The 21,900-nt window shown below is 35.7% G+C and carries 15 protein-coding genes; 12 read left to right on the top strand and 3 right to left on the bottom strand.

Translation table 11 applies throughout. The annotated features are described in order from the left end of the window. Nucleotides 1–53: 53 nt before the first annotated feature. On the top strand, nucleotides 54–950 hold the full coding sequence (locus ACFSQJ_RS01765; RefSeq protein ID WP_377765061.1) for a DUF72 domain-containing protein: 897 nt from the start codon (nucleotides 54–56) through the stop codon (nucleotides 948–950). 47 nt (nucleotides 951–997) lie between these two features. Next, nucleotides 998–1,402 (top strand): acyl-CoA thioesterase, encoded by a 405-nt coding sequence (locus ACFSQJ_RS01760; RefSeq protein ID WP_377765059.1) that lies wholly within the window; start codon nucleotides 998–1,000, stop codon nucleotides 1,400–1,402. On the opposite strand, the gene ACFSQJ_RS01755 is transcribed toward ACFSQJ_RS01760, so the two are convergent. Then, nucleotides 1,399–2,688, bottom strand: coding sequence for a dipeptidase (locus tag ACFSQJ_RS01755; protein WP_377765058.1), 1,290 nt, complete (start codon nucleotides 2,686–2,688; stop codon nucleotides 1,399–1,401). The two genes, ACFSQJ_RS01760 and ACFSQJ_RS01755, sit on opposite strands and share 4 nt — an antisense overlap. 167 nt (nucleotides 2,689–2,855) lie before the next feature. Between ACFSQJ_RS01755 and ACFSQJ_RS01750 the strand changes: the two genes are divergently transcribed. The 6 genes from ACFSQJ_RS01750 (at nucleotide 2,856) to ACFSQJ_RS01725 (ending at nucleotide 12,395) form a co-directional block, all read left to right on the top strand. Then, the gene (locus ACFSQJ_RS01750; RefSeq protein ID WP_377765056.1) at nucleotides 2,856–4,610 is read left to right on the top strand and encodes an ATP-binding protein; all 1,755 of its coding nucleotides are present in this window, start codon (nucleotides 2,856–2,858) and stop codon (nucleotides 4,608–4,610) included. Nucleotides 4,611–4,631: 21 nt separating this feature from the next. Next, entirely contained in the window at nucleotides 4,632–5,003 is a 372-nt protein-coding gene (locus ACFSQJ_RS01745) for a response regulator transcription factor (protein WP_377765055.1), read from the top strand. Nucleotides 5,004–5,158: 155 nt separating this feature from the next. After that, the gene (locus tag ACFSQJ_RS01740; protein WP_377765054.1) at nucleotides 5,159–7,297 is read left to right on the top strand and encodes a HEAT repeat domain-containing protein; all 2,139 of its coding nucleotides are present in this window, start codon (nucleotides 5,159–5,161) and stop codon (nucleotides 7,295–7,297) included. After that, nucleotides 7,287–8,717, top strand: a complete 1,431-nt coding sequence (locus tag ACFSQJ_RS01735) for a glycosyltransferase family 2 protein (RefSeq protein ID WP_377765052.1) — start codon at nucleotides 7,287–7,289, stop codon at nucleotides 8,715–8,717. Before ACFSQJ_RS01740 ends, ACFSQJ_RS01735 begins: the two co-directional genes overlap by 11 nt. 8 nt (nucleotides 8,718–8,725) lie before the next feature. Next, entirely contained in the window at nucleotides 8,726–11,101 is a 2,376-nt protein-coding gene (locus tag ACFSQJ_RS01730; RefSeq protein WP_377765051.1) for a sulfatase-like hydrolase/transferase, read from the top strand. A gap of 31 nt (nucleotides 11,102–11,132) precedes the next feature. Next, nucleotides 11,133–12,395: a YaiO family outer membrane beta-barrel protein gene (locus tag ACFSQJ_RS01725; RefSeq protein ID WP_377765050.1), complete on the top strand. Its 1,263-nt coding sequence runs from the start codon at nucleotides 11,133–11,135 to the stop codon at nucleotides 12,393–12,395. A gap of 27 nt (nucleotides 12,396–12,422) precedes the next feature. Here the strand turns inward: ACFSQJ_RS01725 and ACFSQJ_RS01720 are convergent, their stop codons facing one another. Continuing rightward, complete coding sequence (locus tag ACFSQJ_RS01720) at nucleotides 12,423–13,694, bottom strand: hypothetical protein (protein WP_377765048.1); 1,272 nt, start codon at nucleotides 13,692–13,694, stop codon at nucleotides 12,423–12,425. 625 nt (nucleotides 13,695–14,319) lie between these two features. Further along, on the bottom strand, nucleotides 14,320–15,183 hold the full coding sequence (locus ACFSQJ_RS01715; RefSeq protein ID WP_339334431.1) for a sigma-70 family RNA polymerase sigma factor: 864 nt from the start codon (nucleotides 15,181–15,183) through the stop codon (nucleotides 14,320–14,322). A gap of 240 nt (nucleotides 15,184–15,423) precedes the next feature. Here ACFSQJ_RS01715 and ACFSQJ_RS01710 point away from each other — a divergent pair, with 240 nt between their 5' ends. From ACFSQJ_RS01710 to ACFSQJ_RS01695, 4 genes are all read left to right on the top strand, one after another. Continuing rightward, nucleotides 15,424–16,935 carry a DEAD/DEAH box helicase gene (locus tag ACFSQJ_RS01710; protein WP_377765047.1) on the top strand — a complete coding sequence of 504 codons (1,512 nt, stop codon included), beginning with the start codon at nucleotides 15,424–15,426 and terminating at the stop codon, nucleotides 16,933–16,935. Nucleotides 16,936–17,013: 78 nt separating this feature from the next. Next, a complete protein-coding gene (locus tag ACFSQJ_RS01705; RefSeq protein ID WP_377765045.1) occupies nucleotides 17,014–18,243 on the top strand; it encodes a glycosyltransferase in 1,230 nt (409 codons plus the stop codon). A gap of 103 nt (nucleotides 18,244–18,346) precedes the next feature. After that, nucleotides 18,347–19,378: a hypothetical protein gene (locus ACFSQJ_RS01700; RefSeq protein ID WP_377765044.1), complete on the top strand. Its 1,032-nt coding sequence runs from the start codon at nucleotides 18,347–18,349 to the stop codon at nucleotides 19,376–19,378. 197 nt (nucleotides 19,379–19,575) lie between these two features. Further along, nucleotides 19,576–21,900: a tetratricopeptide repeat protein gene (locus tag ACFSQJ_RS01695; protein ID WP_377765043.1), complete on the top strand. Its 2,325-nt coding sequence runs from the start codon at nucleotides 19,576–19,578 to the stop codon at nucleotides 21,898–21,900.

Genomic DNA, 21,900 nt, shown 5'->3' with positions numbered 1-21,900 from the left:
GCCATAAGCTATTAAAATATGTATTTTTAGAGTCCTTTAAATATCTTACACTTATGAAGTTCGGTAAAACGGAAACACCTGAATTGATAGACTTTTCAATGCCTAAAACGCACCCCGATACCGAGGTGTTATTGGGTAAATCAAGAATCGATGACCCGGTTAAAGTTTTTGTGGGCTGTGCCAAATGGAATAAACAAGATTTAAAAAATTTCTACCCTCGAGGCACAAAAGATGAATTAAGCTACTATTCTACACAATTCAATTCCATTGAATTGAATGCTACTTTCTATAGAATTTTTCCAGCGGAAACTTATCAGAAGTGGTATGACAAAACCCCGGCGGGATTCAAATTTTTTCCGAAAATGACCAATGAAGTGAGTCATTTACGAAGAATGAACGATAAGGTATATGCCATTGCAGATCGATATTTAGAGGTTACGTCTTTGTTAAAGGAAAAACTGGGTACCATTTTTCTACAAATGCACAACAACTTTGGGCCCAAGAACTGGGATAGGGTAGTACGCTTTGTAGAATACTGGCCAAAAGAGTTTCCCTTGGCCATGGAGTTTAGGCATACAGATTGGTTCAATGACGAAAAAGTTGCCAATGAACTGTTTCACCTGCTTCAAGAGAATAATATTGCCAATGTTCTGGTGGATACAGCCGGCAGAAGAGATATTATGCATATGCGCTTGACTACCAACGAAGCCTTTATACGTTATGTAGGGGCAAATCATGAGAGTGACTATCCAAGATTGATTGATTGGGTAAGTAAATTAGAGGAGTGGAAAAAAATGGGCCTGAATAATGTCCATTTCTTTGTACACCAAAATATGGAATTGGAATCTCCACTTTTATCAGCATACTTTATTGACAATTTGAACAAAAAATTGGGAACAAATTTGATTATCCCCAAAACTTTAGGTGGAGAGCAAATCAATCTACTGTAGTCACAACTTCTTACTTAATTTTGTGCTTGAATTCTAACTATCATACTATGCGATTTCATTCACGAAAATGGGTAAAACCCGAAGACTTAAATGCCAATGGCACCTTGTTCGGTGGAAGGGTATTGGCTTGGATTGATGAGGAAGCTGCCCTTTATAGTATCATTCAGCTTGAAAATAAAAAGGTGGTCACCAAATACATGTCAGAAATCAATTTTATGAGCACAGCAGTTAAGGGAGATATTATTGAAATAGGGGTAGAGGCCGTAAAATTTGGCAAAAGCTCCTTAAACCTGAACTGTGAGGTACGTAATAAAATGACACAAGAAACGATTGTCACCGTCGACAACATTATCATGGTCAATTTAGATGATGATGGCAAACCAAAGCCACATGGCAAAACCAAAATCGAATTTGTAAAAGACCGTTTGGCTAAAAAAGAAGAGGAAGCCTAGTTGGCTTGTAGTTCTTTGGCTATGGCCTGCACCTCATCAAGTACACGCAATAAATTCCCTCCCCATAGCTTATCTATTTCTTCCTCAGAATAACCACGTTTTACCAGTTCGGTTGTGACATTGAGTGTCTCTGATGCATCTGACCAACCATCAATACCACCACCGCCATCAAAATCAGAACTTATACCTACATGGTCGATACCTATCAAATTTACCATGTAATCAATATGGTTTACAAAATCTGCAACGTTTACTGCGGCTGGAGCATCGGTTTTTATTTTTACCAGGTCTTTACCAATTTTCATGATTTTCGGGTAATTTTCCATGAATTCTCCCTTTTCAGCATCGGAAAGAGAAGCAAACTGAGATCTATCATACCAATTCAATCTTAAAGAATCTGCTACCGATTGATAGACTTCTTTCATGTAAGCAGCACGTGCTTCATGCTTTTCCGTATTTAAGTAAGAGCTGAAGGCGACCGTTTGTACCACCCCTCGGTTTTCTTTCAATAATTTTAGCTGTTCATCATCGAGGTTTCTACTATGATCACAAAGCGCTCTTGCCGATGAATGCGAAGCGATTATAGGTGCTTTTGAAAGTGCAACCATTTGCTTCATAGACTCTTTTGAGGGATGGGAAATATCAATCATTATTCCAAGTCTATTCATTTCTTTTACAGCACTTTGCCCTAATTCACTTAAACCATTATGTAACCAAACACTATCCTTTTCACCCGTATTGGAATCACAAAATTGGCTGTGTCCATTGTGCGATAATGAAATATATCTGGCACCACGTTTATGATATTCTTCAAATTTTGACAGGTCCTCACCAATAGGGTAGGCATTTTCAACTCCAATCATTGCTACTTTTTTACCTGATTTTTGAATACGGCGAACATCAGCAGATGTTAGGGCAAGCTCAATGTCATTTGGCGCGTAATCAGTACAAAGCCTGTGAATTGCATCAAACTTTGAGATTGCATTTGCTGAGGCCTTTGCATACCCTTCGGAATTTAGAGAATCTTGTCCGGTATAAACAATAAACCAAGCTACATCAAGACCACCTTCTTTCATCTTGGGTAAATTTACCTGATTATCAAGGCGTTGTGTGTAGTTTATTGAATCTGTAAAGTTCTTTACGTTGATATCATCATGAGTGTCAATCGTAATCACTTTTTCATGTATTCTTTGCGCTTTTTCATCCATAGTTTCAACTTTGGTTTTTTCTCCTTCAGCACAAGCAAATAGTAAGAATACGCCCAATAAAATTCCAAGTTTTTTCATTTCCAAAAATTTATACCTACAAATAAAGCATTTTGACAACAGAATATCTAGCCTAGATAACAATTAATTGCTCAGGGTGCATGAAATGGGGAGCTTTAAAATTATAAAAACCAGATTGTTACCCATTTTTCGGGCAACCGATATTAAAGTTGACTAAAAAGTCCATTGTGAATACAAGAAAATTACTAACCCAACTTTCAGAAATTGAAGACGGTCTTAATCAGTTTTCATTCGCTGAACTTAGTGCTTCAGAGGCCTCGGACCTTAAAAAATCTTTTGAAACTTTCAAAAATGGATTAGAAAACAAGGTTTTTGGCGAGAATAAAACTGAAACGGTTATAGTTGACCCGAATAAACCACCCAAAAAAGTAAAAGCGGCAACCGAAAGCTCCCTCATTGCGAATGTAAGCCATGAGATAAGAACCCCGTTAAATGGAATCGTTGGTTTTATCGACCTTTTAAAAGAGACCAAGCTAACTAAAAAGCAACAGGAGCTGATTAATGCTCTTGGCCTGGCTTCTAATAATTTATTGACCATTATCAATGAGTTGCTTGACTATTCCAAACTCTCGGCCGGTAAAGAGAATTTTGCTTCAATTGAATTTAATTTAAAAAATCTACTTAATGAGCTGAGCTATCTTTCTCAAACCCTGATTGTAAATAAAAAGATAAAATTCAATCTTGATATTGATAGAAATGTGCCCGAAGTTATAATTGGTGATCCTTCAAAACTTTCTCAGGTACTATTGAACTTACTGGGCAACGCAATAAAGTTTGTCGAAAAAGGAGCAATAGATTTTAATGTTTGTTTAATATCTTCAAATGAACATGAAATTCGTTTAGGTTTTGAAATAAGTGATACAGGCATCGGTATTGCTAAAGAAAACCTAAAGAAAATTTTCGAATCTTACCAACAAGCCGAGCTAGACACTCACCAAAAATATGGTGGATCAGGACTAGGCTTAAGTATTGTAAAAGAGATTGTAGAGCAACATAAGGGTACTATTGCTGTTTCGAGTTTGGTTGGGGTGGGGACAACTTTTAAAATGGAGATTCCTTATCAAAAAGCTGCACAAAAAAGTGTTGGACTCAAGAAAAGTAAAGAATCTAGTCTAAAATCTGGCAAGCCATTAGAAGGCATGACCATCATAGTTTTTGAAGATAATCTCTTGAACCAAAAACTAATCACAAGTCGTTTAGAAAATTGGGGTTGTAAAACTGTAGTTACCGACAATGGCCTTTACGGATTGAAAATTCTAAACAATCATAAAGTAGATGTTGTACTTATGGACCTAAGAATGCCGGGCATGAGTGGTTTCGATATTACGAAGGCGATACGTAATAATACAAAAAAAGACATAAAGAATATACCAATAATTGCTTTATCTGCAGATTTCAGCAAATCTGATAAAGAACAATTTGAACTATTAGGAATAAATGATTTCATTCTAAAGCCATTTAGACCAGATAATTTACTCGAAAAAATTATTAACAGCAAAAATAAAAAGATGACGGAACGAGAAACTAAAATCGAAATCATGGAGCCAATGGACAAGACCGATTTGCCGACCCAAGAACTCAACTTAGATGCTGTTTTAGAAGACTGTATGGGTCAAATAACGTTGTTGAATGAGTTGGTAGTTCTTTTTAAAAGAAATATTATAGAATTTATAGGCAAAACCAAAATCCATCTATTAAATGATGATTTTGATGGTGTTGGCTTTACTTCTCATAAAATCAAAAATGGTTTACGTATGTTAAAGCTGAATGGTCTCATTGAAATTTGCGAGCAGATGAGCTTGGTCTGTAAATCGAATAGAGATATTAAGCATTTAAATTTTTTGTATGAAGAATTTTTAAAAGAATACGAACATATAGAACTCTTAATTGATTTGGAAATAGAACGAATAAAATCAAAATAACAAAATAACCCCCCGGTCCCATTGAAAAAACAAATCCTACTAGCAGAAGATGATGCTATGCTTGCATCGCTATTGAACTATCGCCTCGAAAAGGGCGGATATGAAGTAGTACTTAAGAATGATGGCAAAGAAGTAAAAGAGTGGTTGAACCAGTCTTTGCCCGATATTATAGTAAGCGATATCATGATGCCCTATTTTTCAGGTATCGAATTGGTAGATTACATCAGAAATGATTTAAAATCTACAATTCCAATAATCCTGATATCATCAGCTTCCAACGAAGAGAACGTACTGAGTGCTTTTGAAATGGGCGCAAATGATTTTATTTCAAAACCCGTTAGCCCTTCGGAATTGTTAGTAAGGGTATCTAGAGAAATAAGTAGAGTGAATTGAATATAGAATTATTTACATATTACAATCTTTTTCTTGTTAGTTCCCCCACGGTCGATACAAGCATACTTTGGAATTTCACCTTTCTATTTATAGGCCTTGGTGTGCTTTACTTTGGTTTCATCTTTTTCTTCAAGTCGAAACTATCTAAAATAGCCTTGAAAACAGCTAGTACAAGAGCTGAATTGGCACCAATTATCAGTAATTTTCTATTCCATTCTGCTCAAGACTCAAAAGACGATCAAAAGGAATATATCAATCTAAAAATCGAGATTAGAGAATACCTTCGTAATAAAACTTTTAGAAAGATATTGGCGGAAATACTTTTTGATCTTCAAAAAGATGTTGCGGGTACTACAGAGGAAAGACTTTTCAAATTATATCGAGAACTTGGCTTGCACCATGATGCTTTCGCAAAGCTCAAAAGCTGGCGATGGCAAGTAATTTCACAAGGTATTTTAGAGCTTACCCAGATGCAGGTAGGTGAATCGTATCAGCTAATAACCAAGTTTATTAACGATAGGAGAGGCCCTATCAGAAAACAAGCTGAGATTGCCACCATAAAACTTCGTGATGAGGGTATCGAATTTATTCTAGATTCTACTACCTATGCCATAAGTGAATGGCAACAGCTTAAGATGATAGAAGCCTTATCTGGCCTTAAAGACTATTCACCCCCTAGATTCAAATCTTGGTTGATATCAGAGAATACCGATGTTGTTCTATTTGCATTAAGGCTAATAAAACACTACAATCAAAATGACGCTGCTGCGTCTATTATCGAATTGGTTAAACACAAAAACAACCATATAAAGCTTGCAGCAATTCAGTGTATAAAAGACTTTAATTTTAAGGAAGCTAAAAGTACTCTAAGGGCTGTTTTTCTTGACTGTACCGATGAAGTTAAAATTCAAATCCTTAGTGCTGTTGCATTGTTCGGCGATGCATCGGACATTCCATTTTTAAATGGCGTTAGCATTAAAGAGACCAACTTTTTGGTTTGCAGCAAGGCAAGTGGTGCCATCAATATTATTTCACCCGATACCGTTCTACCTACTAAAGATATTAAGAATACCAAACCTTCTGATTTAGAACTAGAAGTAGATTTAGAAAAAGTACAACCTACTATTATTCATTCAGATGAAACAACTACAGTTTCGCTTTCTGAAGATTATTTGGAAATAGAAACCGCAGAGGAAACCGATGTTTATGAAGTTGATGATTCGCCTAAACACGAAAAGTCAATAGAGAACATTGAAATTGCTGAAACTATTGTACAGGATTTGAAGGTTGAACGACCAAACGAGAATAAAGATATTTTACCTGAAAAAGAAATAATTGTTCAGTCACAAGAAAACGATGAACTGAATACTGGTGAACTAGAAGAAGCCTTCGAATTCGGTTCCATGGACCAAGAAACGGACGCATCATTGAACAACGAGCTAGGTCTTTTATCATCAAAGGACGATGATTTGCCAAATGTAGTACCTAATTCAGATGAGCTTGAAGAGGAGTATGCCATGATGACTTTCGAGCAAAAAAACACTTTTATCGATACCATTGAGTCTCTTACAGATGTTAAGCAAATAGGGTTATTGGAGGAGATTATGGAGAAGGAAGACGAATCTGAACTCCGTTTTAAAGCATTTAAAAAGCTCCAACTTTTAAAAACAAACTTCCCAGTTGTTAAAATACTTGAGAACGAATATTCAGAAAGTAACGATACCGAAGAAGATGTAACTGTCTTGGAAGAAAATGTTCTTGAGTCAAAAGGTTTAGAAAAAGATATAGAGTTACCCAGTGTTTTTTTACCGCTCTACCAAAAAACTTGGGATTTGGACTCCAAGCTTATTTTAATTAAAGAAATGGAATCGCTTGGAGATGAAAAAGAGGTCTTCTTTTTGAGAACTTTAATTGATTCTAATGAATTAAGGATTAGTAAATCTGCTAAAAAAGCGATCGTTGCTATTGAAAACAGGATTTCTGATAATTCTGAGTATGTAGATGTTATTCCGGTTCTAAAAAATGAAGAAGTCTCCATGACATCGGATAATAAAGAATCAACTCTAATTGAACCTACAACCCAATTAAATGATGAAGTTAGCGCAATTATTGAAGAGCAACAAACTATTCTAAATAACGATAATAAACTACCGCTAGAGTTGTGTTTTTTGTATGATGAGTTTGGTATAAATGCCTCAAAGAATGAAGAAAAAGAAGAAGAAAGCCTATTCGATTTTGAAATTTCGGAAGAGTTTTTCTTGAACCTAGATAAGAAAGAGGAAAATGAGCACTAGTTTATTTGACATCGTACTAGAGTACATCGACCTCATTTTCTTGCTGTTCAGTTCGATACTGTTCTGCCTTTTTGTATTCATGGGTTATTTCTCGACTAGAAGTTCTATTCATTATAAGAATAAAAACAGCTTTGGTGACTTGTCAAAAGTAATGGCGTCCCCAATTGCCCCGAGTATAACCATTATTGCTCCAGCGTACAATGAAAGTCTAACAATTGTTGAAAATATAAGGTCTTTACTATCGCTTAAATACGTTAATTATGAAGTTATGGTCGTTAATGACGGTAGTAAAGACGATACGCTTCAAAAAATGATAGAAGCCTATGATCTGGTGAAGATAGAAAAAGAGATTGATCCCAATTGGAAGTCAAAACCAATACGAGGAATATATAAATCCACACAACTTTCCTTTTCTAAGCTTACAATAATAGATAAAGAAAATGGGGGAAAATCAGATGCTATAAACACGGGTGTTTTTCTTTCGGAAAGCAGGTATGTGGGCTGTATCGATGTAGATTGTCTACTGCGCCCAGATGCACTATTACATGTAGTGAAAGCTTTTTCGCAACGTACTAAAAAGAGAGTGATTGCTGTTGGCGGTGTAATTCGTGTTGCAAACTCATGTAAAATATCAGGTGGTACTTTAGAGGAAATAAGACTCCCAAAAAGTTGGTTGGCACGCTTTCAGCTTTTGGAATATACACGCTCATTTTTAATAGGTCGTATGGCCTGGGGCCGCATAGACAGCCTATTAATAATATCTGGCGCTTTTGGTTTTTTTGATCGTGAAATCGCCCTTGCTATTGGCGGGTATGATACGGGTACTGTTGGAGAGGATATGGAAATGGTTTTTAGAATGCGAAGATATATGCATGAGCGCAAAGAACCTTATACCATAGAATATATTCCCGATTCACTATGTTGGACCGAAGTGCCTGAAGACTTGAAGATTTTGGTTAACCAACGTGATCGTTGGGCACGTGGTAATCTAGAAACACTGTATAAGCACAAAGACATGCTTTTTAATTCAAGGTTTGGTAGATTAGGTTTAATAAGTTATCCCTACTGGTTTTTTTATGAGTGGTTAGCTCCTTTATTAGAATTTTTTGGCTTTTTTACCATTATTTATTTCTGGTATTTGGGTATTATAAATTGGGATTTCTTCATTGCCTTGACCGCTGCTATTTACGTTTTTTCGATAACCTTTTCTTTTTATGCTATACTCTGGGATGTCTTTACCTATAATGAATACAAAAAAACAAAGGACATATTATTGTTGCTTTTTTGTGCAATAATAGAACCCGTAACATTTCATCCAATATTGGTTTTTTCCGCAGTGCGGGGTAATTACAAAAAGTTGTTTAGAGTAAATTCTGGCTGGGGTTCACAGGTGCGTAAAGGTTTTGCTAAAGCTGCATAATTTAAGTTATGAATACAAGTACGATAGATAGATATACCTTAAAGCAATACACAAGATTGATCATCTCTTTCTTTGGTACCTTATTGCTACTATCCATATATCAATATGCAACGCTTTATTTTAAGGGGGTCGTAGACACCATATTTAGTGGTAGTTTTTTTATTGCAGTTGCACACCAATTGGGTTATGCATCCATAATAGGTTTGATATTCGTATTTCCTTTTAACTTTTGGGAGAACTTTCGGCCGAGATATGGGTTCAATCTAGTTTTTGTGATTATTGCTTTTTTACTGATAATCGAAGCTGGATTAATAAGTTATTACTGTACAGTTTTGGTTCCTTTAGGTTCCGATATATTAGGATACAGTTTTTCAGATATAAAAATGACGATTTCTAACTCTGGCGGGGTCTCTATCCTGCCATTTATCGGTGTTATCGTTATCATCGCTATATATTTCGGATTATATAAAGTAACCTCAAAATATTACCATTACATCGGTAGAATGTATCCTTTTACAATTATCCTATTCAGTTTTTTCATTTCGACCCTGTACTTAGATGGAAAGCCGATAAATCAAAATAAAAGTCAATACCTTGCACTTAATATCTACAATAGTTCAACAGAGGACACCTCATATAACGCAGACATTGAGTATCCTTTAATTAAGCCGCAACCAGCAGAAAACCCATTGGGTGAATTCTTTAACCTTAAAGAAGAAAAGCCAAATATTGTTTTTATTATCGTAGAAGGACTAGGAAGAGATTTTGTCGGTGAAGGTGCAGAATATGGTGGGTTTACTCCCTTTTTAGATTCTTTAAGCCAAAAATCACTGTATTGGGAAAACTGTCTCAGCAATACGGGGAGAACTTTTGGAGTGTTACCCTCACTACTAGGGTCATTGCCTTTTGGCAAGAGCGGCTTTATGGAGCTTGAAAAATACCCTAATAAGCTTACCCTATTCAGTATTTTAAAAAATAACGGCTATCAAACGGCCTTTTATCAAGGCACCAATAGCTCATTTGATGGTGTGGATAAGTTTTTGCTAAGTGAGAATTTAGACTTTGTATTGGATAAGTCAGGTTTTGGCGCTAACTATACCATGCAAGAAGAAGATGCTGCAGGTTCTTCTTGGGGATACCCTGATAAAGAATTGTTCAAGAAGAGTATGAGTTTAAAGCGAGATGGCAGTAGCCCCAGAATTGAGGCCTATATGACCATTAGTAATCATGAGCCCTTTATACCCCCGAATCAAGAACATTATGAGAAAGAAGTGGCTAAAATAATGCCAGGTCTTAAGCATGATGGCAAAAAGATGAAGGTCATCAGAAAAAATGACAATGTTTTTGCAACATTACTTTATACCGATGATGCTTTAAAATTTGTCTTAGAATCATATAAAAAACAGCCAGGTTATGACAACACCATATTCATTGTTACCGGTGACCACAGATTGATACCGATACCGCAGCGGAATAACTTAAGTAGGTTTCATGTGCCTTTGATTATGTACAGTCCTCTTTTGAAAAAGACCAGAAAGATAAGTGCCATCTCTTCACACTTTGATGTAACCCCAAGTTTGTTGAGTTTACTTGAAAGACATTATGAGTTAAAAATGCCGAAAAAAGTTGCCTGGATGGGTGGTGCTTTAGATACAAACGAAAAGTTTAGATCAAAAAAGAATATTCCTTTAATGCGAAACAAAAATGAGCTTAAAGAATATGTAAGCGGTGACAAACTATATTCCGATGGCGCTGTATATAAAATAGATACCAATATGGATCTTAGTTCTTCTTTTGGTGGCGGAGACATAAAAGCCAAACTAAAGGCTTTCAAGTCTATGAATGCCTATGTGACCACGAACAATAAAATAATTCCTGACAGTCTGGCCATTTTTAGTATTAAAAAGGAAAAATTCACAGAGAGTGAAATGGTTTGGGTAAATAGTCTTTATAATGGACAAAATTATGATAGATATTATATGATAGCTAGAGATTTAGCTTTTGAAAAAGACTATCAAAAATCACTTCTGCTTTGCCGTTATGTACTGTCTGAATCGCCAAGTCACATAGATACTAAAATACTTAGCGGACGAGTACACGCATGGAAGCGAGATCGGGAGAAAGCTATAGAAATTTTTAAATCTTGTATTAAGGTAAACCCAAATTATATAGATTCTTATGCAGCACTTTTTGACGTTTATTTTTGGGAAGGAAGACACAGGGACGCATTAGAATTAATCAACATAGTAAATCAGAACAGTTCTAGTGCCCATATGATTTCCGATAAAATAGCGAGAGCAAAACGGGAAGCCAGAAAAGCGGGCGTAAAAACATTCAAAAAACCCGAAAACGATAAAATAGTTGCAGCCTTAGATAATGATTAGTTTACGAAACATACTGTACCTAGGCTTTGTGATGATATCATTTGTAGGATGGTGTCAAGATGTTTCTAGTAATGAAACAGATATATCCTATCCAAAAGCCCATCAATTGGCTTATGATGGAAAACATGAATCGGCTAAGGTTATTCTCGTTAAAATAACTAATGAAGAACCTGGGAACATTCAAGCGAAAGCATTACTGGCCAAAACCTATACTTGGAGCAGAGAATATAAAGAAGCTAGAAAAATATTTAATGGATTACTGGTTCAAGAACGAAATAATTCTCAGTATTGGATTTCTGCGATAAAGAATGAACTTTACGCAGGTGAAAATATGACAGCCTTAGGCCTTGCGAACAAAGCCATTTTCCAAGGAATCGACAGTAACGAAATCCTCCGTTTAAAGCAACTGGCCAGCAATCGTATTCAAAATAGAGATTATCCAGATTTGGGTTGGCATAACACCAATCAAAAAATCCACAACAGGTATAAAAAGTCAAAAAACAGCAAACAAGTAGATAGCAAAGAGGGAATAGCCACATCTGAGATTAAAAGGGAGGGTGTTACTGAGAGTAGGCTAGGGGTTGATAATGCCTATACCATGTTCAATGAACGCTACGAACCAATATTTTTTTCTAATATATCATATAACCACAGAACAGAAATCGGAAGTATAATTCCAAGAATAAACTACATCAGTAGATCTGGGAGAAACGGTCTTCAATATGAAATCGACCTCTACCCCAAATTTTTAAAGCGCTTTTATGCCTATTTAAATTATGGGTATTCTAACGACGAAATTTATCCATCACATAAAGCTGGGGGAGATATTTATGTAAACTTACCTGGTGCCATTGAGTTTTCGGCAGGTGGTAGATATATTGTAACACAAACAAGAAATGTAACCGCGATTACCAATTCTATTGGTCATTATCGTGGCAACTATTATTTTTCTTTACGCTCTTTTATAACACCAAGACCAAATAACCTTACCCGCATATCTGCGAATATATTAACGCGAAAATACCTTAAGGATGCAGAGAACTATTATGGATTTAGTTTTGGAGTGGGGTATTCACCAGAACTAAGACAAACTATTGCAGGTGATGTATTACTTGCTGAAACCCTGTTATTTATTGAATCACAAAGATTAGGGCTTGAGTATCAATTTACCAGTAAGAACAATCAAAATATATACAGAACTAGACTTGAGGTACGAAGGCAAGAACTTGCATTTGATTCTGGTAGTTTCTTTTGGGGCATTACCGCAGGACTTACCTATAATATAAAGATTTAAAAGTCTAACTGAGATAAATTTCAATTGTTATTCTTTGCTGAATGCCCATTTATCGGCGTACATTCCATAAACGAGACCTATCTCGTTATCATATACATACTTTTCATCTTTGCCAGCGTCAAAATTTACATGGTAGACATATACTTTTATACCTGCATCACGCAGCTGTAATAGTAATTTCTTCTCTCTCTTTATCATTCTTCTAGACAGGGCAATGTACTTGACATTATTGATCTTTAGAAAATCTAGTTTATCTCCTTTAATACTCATAAAAGGTATTTGTGAAATCATGGCATTCAGTCCATGGCTTGCGGCCTCTTCTGTGGCCATCACGCTAAATAATTCCATGATTAGCCTGTCCTTATCTACAAAAGATTCTGCAAAAGCTATAGGATCATTCAGCTTATCTGTTACCAATGTAGCATCCGGGTGCGCCGAAAACCAATCATTGATCCCTTTTAAATCCAGGGTAGTGTAATCTCCATAGATCTTATGTTTCATGAACTCTTCATGTGTTGGAGGTAGTTCCCCGGTAAAATCGGTAAATCTAGACCACATGCCCCAATCATGGGCCGCTACAAGTTTACCATCTGAAGTTTCAATAATATCAAGTTCAAAAAGGCGAAAGCCTTTGGCATAACTCTCATCAAGGGCGTCTTTAGTGTTTGTAGATTTAATACCGTTCACTTCACCACCGGCATGCGCAATGTATCTGTCAATCTTAGGCTCAAAGATATATAACTCTCTAGGAAAGTAGATTTTGCTATCCTTTATCGTATTTGACAATTGGATTCTTAAGTCAATGGAGCTATCATTTATTTCTTCAACAATTTTTCCGTTAAGATTGTGCATAATATACGCTTGTCTACTTTTTATCATGCTTAATTTCGAGAGCCCAAGTTTATTTAGTTCTGAAGTATTTCCCGCTAAACCCTTTGCTGCAGAATCATGTGCTAGCATTAGAAAAGAGGCTTTATTGGTAAACAATTCTTTTAAAATTTCAGTCATTGCCAAGGCTTCGTCTTCACTACCATGTGTATCATAAGTACGGTACTCCAGTTTTTCATTTGTTTGAAAATGAACAATAGTCAAACCTCTTTCTACTTGTTCCGTTAATCCATTTAATGAAAATGCACTCTTTTTCTTTGTATTAAAACTGTGGCTCTGCACTTTAAGCAATCCCTTTTCTTCGGATTGCTCAATTATAGTATTCGAATCGTTGGCCCTAAGAATTGGGCCTGAAATCAACAAGATGAATAATAGTAATATTTTTATTGAATTTATAATGAGCGTTTTCATGGTAGAAAATAATACGTTAAAAGCAACTATAGTATAGGATAAACGTTGATAAATGCTCCTTATTGCGATTTCATATCATCCATAAATGCCTTAGTGTATAAGGACCTATATATGTGATGATTTTAGCATCTTATTTCTTGATATAGAAATGACAAACCTTAGAAAATTATTTTTCTGTAAGATACAGACTACACAAAAACCATTGTTTTAACAAGTTTTTAGTAAATCGATCAATTCACAACATTTTCACGATAGTTCACCACATTTTATTGTCACCTTATGAACTTTGAGATAAGTTTACAGTGTTAATAAAATGACCCAAATTTAAAACCTAATCTAAAATGTTATACGATACCTACGGTGAGGAATACCTTGCATTTTTACAAGAACTAAACGAAATTTTAAGTTTGAACGAATTAGCTGAATTGGATTACCTGTAGCCTTTTTTGCCCCACAAAAACCTAAACTATGGAAAACCAAAATAACGAAAATACAGCCTACATGAATTTCATTAACAAGTTAAATGAAATTCTAACAGATTACAATATTTCCCAAATGAATTGTTCTTAGCGCTTAGTGTTACAATAAAAAAGCCGTCAAGATAGTTATCTTGACGGCTTTTTTATTACCCTAAATATGTTTTTAGGATTTTGCTTTTCGAGTTATGCCGCAATTTTCGAATTGCCTTTTCCCGTATCTGCCTAACACGTTCCCTTGTTAAATCAAACGTACTACCAATTTCTTCTAGGGTCATAGAAGGTTGTTGCCCTATTCCATAGTATAAACGAACCACATCTGCCTCACGCGGTGAAAGCGTATCTAAAGCTCTATTAATTTCCGTGTTCAAAGACTGATGCATCAATTCCCTGTCCGGTTTTGGAGACTCTCCTGCACGCATGACGTCATAGAGATTTGAAGTTTCACCTTCTTTTAAAGGAGCGTCCATAGAAACGTGACGCCCAGAATTTTTAAGTGACTGCTTGACCTCGGTAACGGTCATGTCGAGTTCTTTTGCGATTTCTTCCGCAGAAGGTGGTCGCTCATGGGCCTGCTCTAAATATGAAAATGTCTTCTTGATTTTATTTATTGAACCAATTTTATTCAATGGCAAACGAACAACTCTTGATTGTTCGGCCAAAGCTTGAAGTATGGATTGGCGTATCCACCAAACGGCATAAGATATAAATTTGAATCCGCGGGTCTCATCAAATCGTTTTGCCGCTTTAACCAAACCAACGTTTCCTTCATTGATTAAATCAGGCAATTTTAAACCTTGGTTTTGGTATTGCTTTGCTACAGAAACAACAAATCGTAAATTCGCATTGGTTAACTTTTCGAGGGCAACTTGATCGCCAGTGCGTATTCTTTGTGCTAATTCTACTTCTTCTTGGGCAGTTATTAAATCAATTTTACTAATGTCTTGTAGGTACTTATCTAAGGATTTGGATTCTCTATTGGTAACCTGTTTAATGATTTTAAGTTGCCTCATGCGTTTTTTAGGTTTTTTAAGTATTAATCCTCATTATACATTTTTAGAATCATTTTTCCTAATGACCTAGGGCTTTATTATCAAAAATTTATGAGCATCGCCAAAAAACAGGATGTTTTTTTAAGGGGAATATAATTGTTAATAGTATTTGGAATATTTCCTGCAAAAGAGCCTAGAAGTAGGATTAAAATCTCATAATTTTGTAAGGTTTGTTATTAACTAATCAAGAGACATAGCCTTTTGGAAGTAGAAAAAGAAGTTGCAAGAAAAGACCTCTACGATTACCAATTAGAAGATTTAAAAAGAATCTTTAAAGAATTGCATGGTATGCCGAAAGGCAGCAATTTATTATATCAACTACCAACAGGTGGTGGTAAAACCGTGGTTTTTTCTGAAATTACGAGACGTTATATTGAGCAGACCAAAAAAAAGGTCGTTGTATTAACGCACCGTATAGAACTTAGCAGACAAACCTCTAAAATGCTACATGGCTTCGGGGTTAAAAACAAGATCATCAACAGTGAGGTAAAAGAGTTTGACGACCAAGATGAGTTTACCTGTTTTGTTGCAATGGTAGAAACCCTTAATAATAGGCTACAGGAAGAAAAAATAAAAATCAAGGATATTGGCCTTGTTATTATTGATGAAGCACACTATAATTCTTTCCGAAAACTATTTAAGTATTTTGATGAGGCAACCATACTTGGCGTTACGGCTACCCCTTTAAGTTCAAACATCAAATTACCGATGAAGGACCACTATAAAAAATTGATAGTGGGTAAATCTATAAAGTCTTTGATTGAAAAAGGATTTTTATCCAAAGCCGAACTATATAACTATGATGTTAGCCTAAAGAGCCTTAAACTTGGTATACATGGTGATTATACCGTAAAATCTTCAGACGAGTTTTATGGTAATCAAAGCATGTTGGGTAAGTTGGTTACCGCCTATGAAGAAGTAGCGAAAGGTACCAAGACCTTGATTTTCAACAATGGCATCAACACTTCTCATTATGTTTATGAAACCTTCAAAAAAGCTGGTTATAACGTTCGACACTTAGATAATAGAAACAGCGCAGCTGAACGAAAAGAAATTCTTGAGTGGTTTTCTAACACCCCTGACGCTATTCTAAGTTCGGTTAGTATACTGACTACCGGTTTTGATGAACCTACGGTAGAATCGATTATCCTTAATCGAGCAACACGGTCTTTGACCTTATACTTTCAGATGATTGGTAGGGGATCTCGAGTTTTAGCGAACAAGAAGAAGTTCAATGTTATTGACATGGGCAATAATATTGCCCGTTTTGGTCCTTGGGATGAACCCCTAGATTGGCAAGAGATATTTCATTTTCCAGACTTCTATCTAGAAAATATTAAGAACGACGAGGAGATTGAACGTGAATTTATCTATGAAATGCCCGAAGAGCTTAAAGCCAAGTTCAGCAAATCAAAAAATATCCATTTCAATATTAAAGAGGAATATAAAAAAGTTTTCGCCCAAGGCGGAAAGTCTAAGTTGGTGCTTGAGAAGAGTATAGAACAGCACGCACAAATATGTTTTGAGAATAGCGAAGATGTTTTTGACGCTCGTATTTTGGCAAAATCTTTAAAGGAAGAAATTCAATTTAGAGTACGTCAATATTCCTATTGTATTATGAACAACACCAAGAACTATAAAGAATGGCTCGAAGAAGATTATGAGCGAAAGTTACGCTCTAATATCTCAAAAAAGTTTGCAGCATTAATGTAAAGAGAACTACACGCTTATAAGTGTGGTACTTTTTTGTCACTTGTATTTGAGCTTGAATTTGTTTTTTGAACTTAACACATGAAAACAGCTCTCTTTATCGGTTTTGTCTGGCCAGAGCCAAAAACAACCGCGGCTGGCCATCGCATGCTACAACTACTAACTAGCTTTAAAAAGAAGGGATTTGATATTATTTTTGCTTGTACAGCGCAGGAAACAAATTATTCTGAGGATCTTTCTAAATTAGATATTACAAGAACCACAATTAAACTAAATGATAGCTCTTTTGATGAATTCATCAAAAAACTTAAGCTTAATATAGTAGTATTTGACCGTTTTATGGTAGAAGAGCAGTTTGGCTGGCGGGTGGTAGAATCCGTACCTAATGCCCTTCGTATTTTAAATACGGAAGACCTGCATTCACTAAGAAACACAAGGGAAGTCTGTCATAAAAAAGGGGAGGAGTTCACTACAGAAAAGTGGATGGAGAATGATATGGCTAAACGAGAAATTGCCAGTATCTATCGTTCTGATTTAACGCTTTTGATTTCACCCACAGAAACCGAGTTGCTTAAAACCGTATTTCATATTCCTGAGGATTTGCTATTTACACTACCCTTTATGGTGGAAGCAGCGGCAAATGAAAAAAAACAAGAATTGCCAAGCTTTGAGGAGCGAAAAGATTTCTTGTTTATTGGTAATGGAAAACATGCTCCGAATTTAGATGCCATTAAATACCTTAAAACTTCTATTTGGCCATTGATTAGACAAGAATTACCACAAAGCAATCTTAATATCTATGGTGCTTACTTACCACAACAGGTCACTGAAATGAATAAGCCTTCTGAAGGATTTAATGTCCATGGATGGGCCGAAGATTTGGATGAAACAATGCAGCAAGCCAAAGTCAATTTGGCCCCTCTACGTTTTGGCGCCGGACTAAAAGGAAAAGTAATCGATGGTATGCGAAATGGAACCCCTACCATAACAACCGCAATAGGAGCAGAGGGAATCCCAAACTACACTGACTACTATGATAAGCCTACTGATTTTGCTCAAAAAGCAATTGAAACCTACTGCAATAAGGAAGCTTGGTTGTTGGTTCAAAAATCAGGATTCAATACCATAAAAAATCATTTTTCCGAAGAGCAACTCATACCTATTTTGTTTCATGAAATTGATTTGGTCAGCCAACAACTAGAAGCCCACCGCTCTAAAAATTTCTTTGGCGCTCTTTTAATGCATCAAACAATGGCAAGTACCAAGTATATGAGTAAATGGATAGAAGAAAAGAATAGAAAGACCCTATGAATTTTGGCTCAAGATGCCTTATGTAATTTCGTTGCCAAAATATCCTTTATTAAAAAAATATATCATAATTTAAGACCGAAATAATCAATTAAACTCTTTTAAAATGAAAAAAACCTTATTCGCTTGCGCTTTTGCAGGGGTTCTTCTTTTCAGCTGTGAGGTTGAGGAAGAAACACAGAATCTTGAATTACAAACTGTAAATCTATCCATGAAAAATATGGTGGCGGTTGATATTGCTCAACTACCTCCTGCAACTCCAATTGCTAAATTAGATTTAAAAACTTCTAACCTGCAATTCGCTAAGGCTAACAATACTGAGCAAAATGAGTTCTCTGAACTACAGTCAAGAGCAGATGCACTTAATGCACTGTTAATACCTTATGGGGTTCAATTAGAAAAAATGGAATACTATAGCGCTGATGCTGCAGGTAGAACCGTCTTTTTTAGCGATACAGGAAATAAACAGCTGGGCTCTGATTTCGTCCCTAATGACCCAAGAAATGCAGGTGGGGAAACTGTGCCCTATATCATAGATGGCACACAATTAACAACAGCATCTGGACTAAATACTTTTGGGGCCATCGAGAATGTAATGAACACATGGAATGAAGTTACTTGCTCCGATGGACTTGAACTTCCTAACTTTGGAGTATCTCCAACCGATATTGGTTTTATTTCGAATGTGTTTTTTGGCTTTGGTGGTAGTAATGGTTTTTTTCCAGGAATAATCGTACAAGCGGGAATTTTGCCAAGCGACTTTTTTGATTTGGTTGCACCAGGTGGTGGTTCTTTTATATTGGGGGTTACTTTTACACTTACTTATATCGAAGATATTAATGAAGATGGGGTAGGTGATGTAGCTATTAAAGAAATTTATTACAATGATGCTTTTAACTGGCAAGATACGGTTGCTACTGGTGGTGGCGTAGATTTTGAAACTGTAGCATTGCACGAAACAGGTCATGCACTAAGCCAAGCTCATTTTGGTAAGGTTTCAATTACAGAAAGTAATGGTAAAGTACATTTTTCTCCGCGTGCACTTATGAATGCTGGATATTCTGGAGTGAATAGAGTGGTAGAGAAAACCGACAAAGCAGGGCATTGCAGCAATTGGGGCAATTGGCCCAATAACTAGCGTACCGTTTTTAGTAAAAAGGCCTCCATTTAAGAGGCCTTTTTCTATTTTTAAGGAATGTCTAAAGCCCATAATTTATGAGTAGGGACTAAACCTACTAAACTTTGTTTAGAATACTTTGGTGTTAAAATTTAATTACAATAAAGTACCATTTCAAATTACATACTTTATATATCTTAGCACCTATAAGCTAGTATATGAGTTCAGAAACAAATAAGACATGGATACAGCAGTTGTGGGATAAAAAGGTCCCACAATATCTAGGAACCTATTTTGCCGTAGGTTTTGGTCTTCTTCAATTTGTAGAATTTTTAACTACCCGCTATGACTTAAGCCAATATTTGGTTGATAAATATTTATTGGTGTGGTTTACATTAGTTCCGGCGATAACTGTGCTAATATATTTTAGTGACCAATTAAACCCGAAAACAGATTCTGGAACCATAAAATGGCCAAAATACTTGATTATAGGTAATGTAATTATAGCATTCGTACTAGCGGGTCTATTATTCAATGGTGATACTACGCAACAAACGGAGGTTGTAAAATTAACGAATGAAGAGGGAAAGGAAATTAAAGCATTCGTACCATCACTAAAAAAGGTTAAAACCATTGCCTGCTTTCAATTTGAAAATCTTACTACAAATGAAGAACAAGATTGGTTGGGGGTGGCTTTGTCTTATTTATTGTCCACAACGCTGGATCAGCGACCAGAGTTTTATACCTATTCGCAATATGGGTTGCATCCATATTATGATCAATTAGGCCTTCCTGCTTTTACAGTACCCAATGTTGGCATGCAACGCGAAATAGCGCAAAAATCACGAAATGATTATTTTTCTAGAATATCCTTTACCAAAAAAGATGGACAATTTGTTTTTACAGGAGATTTATATAGTTCAAAAAACGGTAAAATCGTAGTTAAAATAAACGTGCAAAATGCTGATCCATATGTAGCCATAGATGAAATAAAGCAACAGATTTATGATAAAATCCCAAATCCTTTAAAAACTGGTGAAAGTCAAATTGATTTGCCCAGTTCGACTTTAATTTCTGAAAATATAGAGGCACTTGAGTATTTTACGCAATCGCGCATTACTTTTTATAAAAACCCAACGGGTTTAGAAGAGGTCATAAGCTTAGCAAAAAGAGCAGTCGAATTAGATCCTACATGCGCTGTTTGTCATTATTATGTTGCAGATCCACTTTACGGAATGGGCAAAAGAAATGAGGCCATATTATCTGCAAAAAAGGCAATTAAATACGGGGCGTCATTACCCGAAAGGCTACAGTTTTTTCTTAAAGAAATGCTCTATGGTATTAGTAACAATATGGATGCCTACATTAAACTACAAGAAATGCGTAGAAAAATGTTTCCGTATGAATTTAGCCCATATCAGCGTTTGTTACCTCTTTATAAAACCAATTATGGCCTAGACAGTACAATGGTCTTAATAAAGGAAGCTATAGCCAATGGAAATGTTGAAAAAGGCTTGTTAACGCTATACAATTTACAGGTAGAGAATGAAGATTATATAGAGGCAGAAGAAACCTTAAATAGGTTTAGCAAAGAGTTTCCTGATAGGGAACAAGATAGAATGAAGTATGCCAATATTTATGAAAAGCAAGGTAGAATAGCGCAGGCAAAAGAAATACTTTTAGAAGAAGAAACTATAGACCCCCTGAATACTACTGTACAGACTAGGTTGGCCTATTTAGATTTTAAAAACCAAGATATTGAAAGTGCTAATGACAGAATAGATAAGGGAATAAAAGAATCTACCACACTTTCCGATAGTCTTAATTTTTTGTGGATTAAAGGTTACTTTTTGAGAATGCGCGGGCAAGTAGATAAATCTCTAAAAGTATATGCAGATTATGAACAGCTCGGTATAAAACGTACGCCATTAAATGTGATGTTGACCAGAACCTTATCGGTAAAATGCGACCTTTATCAATCTATAAATCAACCAGAAAAAGTTGACGAACTCCTTACGGAAGTAAGTAAGTATTCTCCAGAATCTAAAATTGCCTATAAATGTAATATTCAGGCAGGTTCTTTATTTAGAGGATATGATATGGAAATAAAGGATGAAGAGTTTCTTGCTTGCGGCGAGTATTACAAGACTTTTGGTGATGGTTTTGAGGAATACTTTGAGCTGGTTAATTCGTATCGATTAGGCAATTATGATAAATGTCTCACAATTTTAGAAGAAGATAAGGGTCGGATAAAAAAATTATTAGCAGACGCCGGTTATTTTTTAGCTGATATTTACTTTAAAAATGGGAATATTAAAACTGCTAAAGATATCATCGAAAAGGCAATTGAGCAGAAAACAGATGAACCATTTTACTATTACAGAATGGCGGTTATTCTTGAGAATGAAAACAAGAAAAAAGCACGTGAATATTTAGATATAGCCATGCAATATTGGTCCTTAGCCGATAAAGACTTTATCCCCTTTAAAAAAGCAAATGGTCTAGCTAAGAGATTACTAATTTATGATGAGGATAAAAGCTGA

Origin of the sequence: Croceitalea marina, assembly GCF_042684265.1 — a bacterium.
GTDB classification, from domain to species: Bacteria; Bacteroidota; Bacteroidia; order Flavobacteriales; family Flavobacteriaceae; genus Croceitalea; species Croceitalea marina.
Note: the sequence above shows the minus strand (reverse complement) of the source record. Positions and strands in the feature narration are given on the sequence as shown.

Bases quoted from the DNA above. Each gene is read 5' to 3' on its own strand.
- ACFSQJ_RS01735 (WP_377765052.1), top strand. From the start codon at position 7,287: ATGAGCACTAGTTTATTTGACATCGTACTAGAGTACATCGACCTCATT.
- ACFSQJ_RS01695 (WP_377765043.1), top strand. From the start codon at position 19,576: ATGAGTTCAGAAACAAATAAGACATGGATACAGCAGTTGTGGGATAAA.
- ACFSQJ_RS01725 (WP_377765050.1), top strand. From the start codon at position 11,133: ATGATATCATTTGTAGGATGGTGTCAAGATGTTTCTAGTAATGAAACA.
- ACFSQJ_RS01755 (WP_377765058.1), bottom strand. From the start codon at position 2,688: ATGAAAAAACTTGGAATTTTATTGGGCGTATTCTTACTATTTGCTTGT.
- ACFSQJ_RS01765 (WP_377765061.1), top strand. From the start codon at position 54: ATGAAGTTCGGTAAAACGGAAACACCTGAATTGATAGACTTTTCAATG.
- ACFSQJ_RS01730 (WP_377765051.1), top strand. From the start codon at position 8,726: ATGAATACAAGTACGATAGATAGATATACCTTAAAGCAATACACAAGA.
- ACFSQJ_RS01760 (WP_377765059.1), top strand. From the start codon at position 998: ATGCGATTTCATTCACGAAAATGGGTAAAACCCGAAGACTTAAATGCC.
- ACFSQJ_RS01715 (WP_339334431.1), bottom strand. From the start codon at position 15,183: ATGAGGCAACTTAAAATCATTAAACAGGTTACCAATAGAGAATCCAAA.
- ACFSQJ_RS01705 (WP_377765045.1), top strand. From the start codon at position 17,014: ATGAAAACAGCTCTCTTTATCGGTTTTGTCTGGCCAGAGCCAAAAACA.
- ACFSQJ_RS01720 (WP_377765048.1), bottom strand. From the start codon at position 13,694: ATGAAAACGCTCATTATAAATTCAATAAAAATATTACTATTATTCATC.
- ACFSQJ_RS01700 (WP_377765044.1), top strand. From the start codon at position 18,347: ATGAAAAAAACCTTATTCGCTTGCGCTTTTGCAGGGGTTCTTCTTTTC.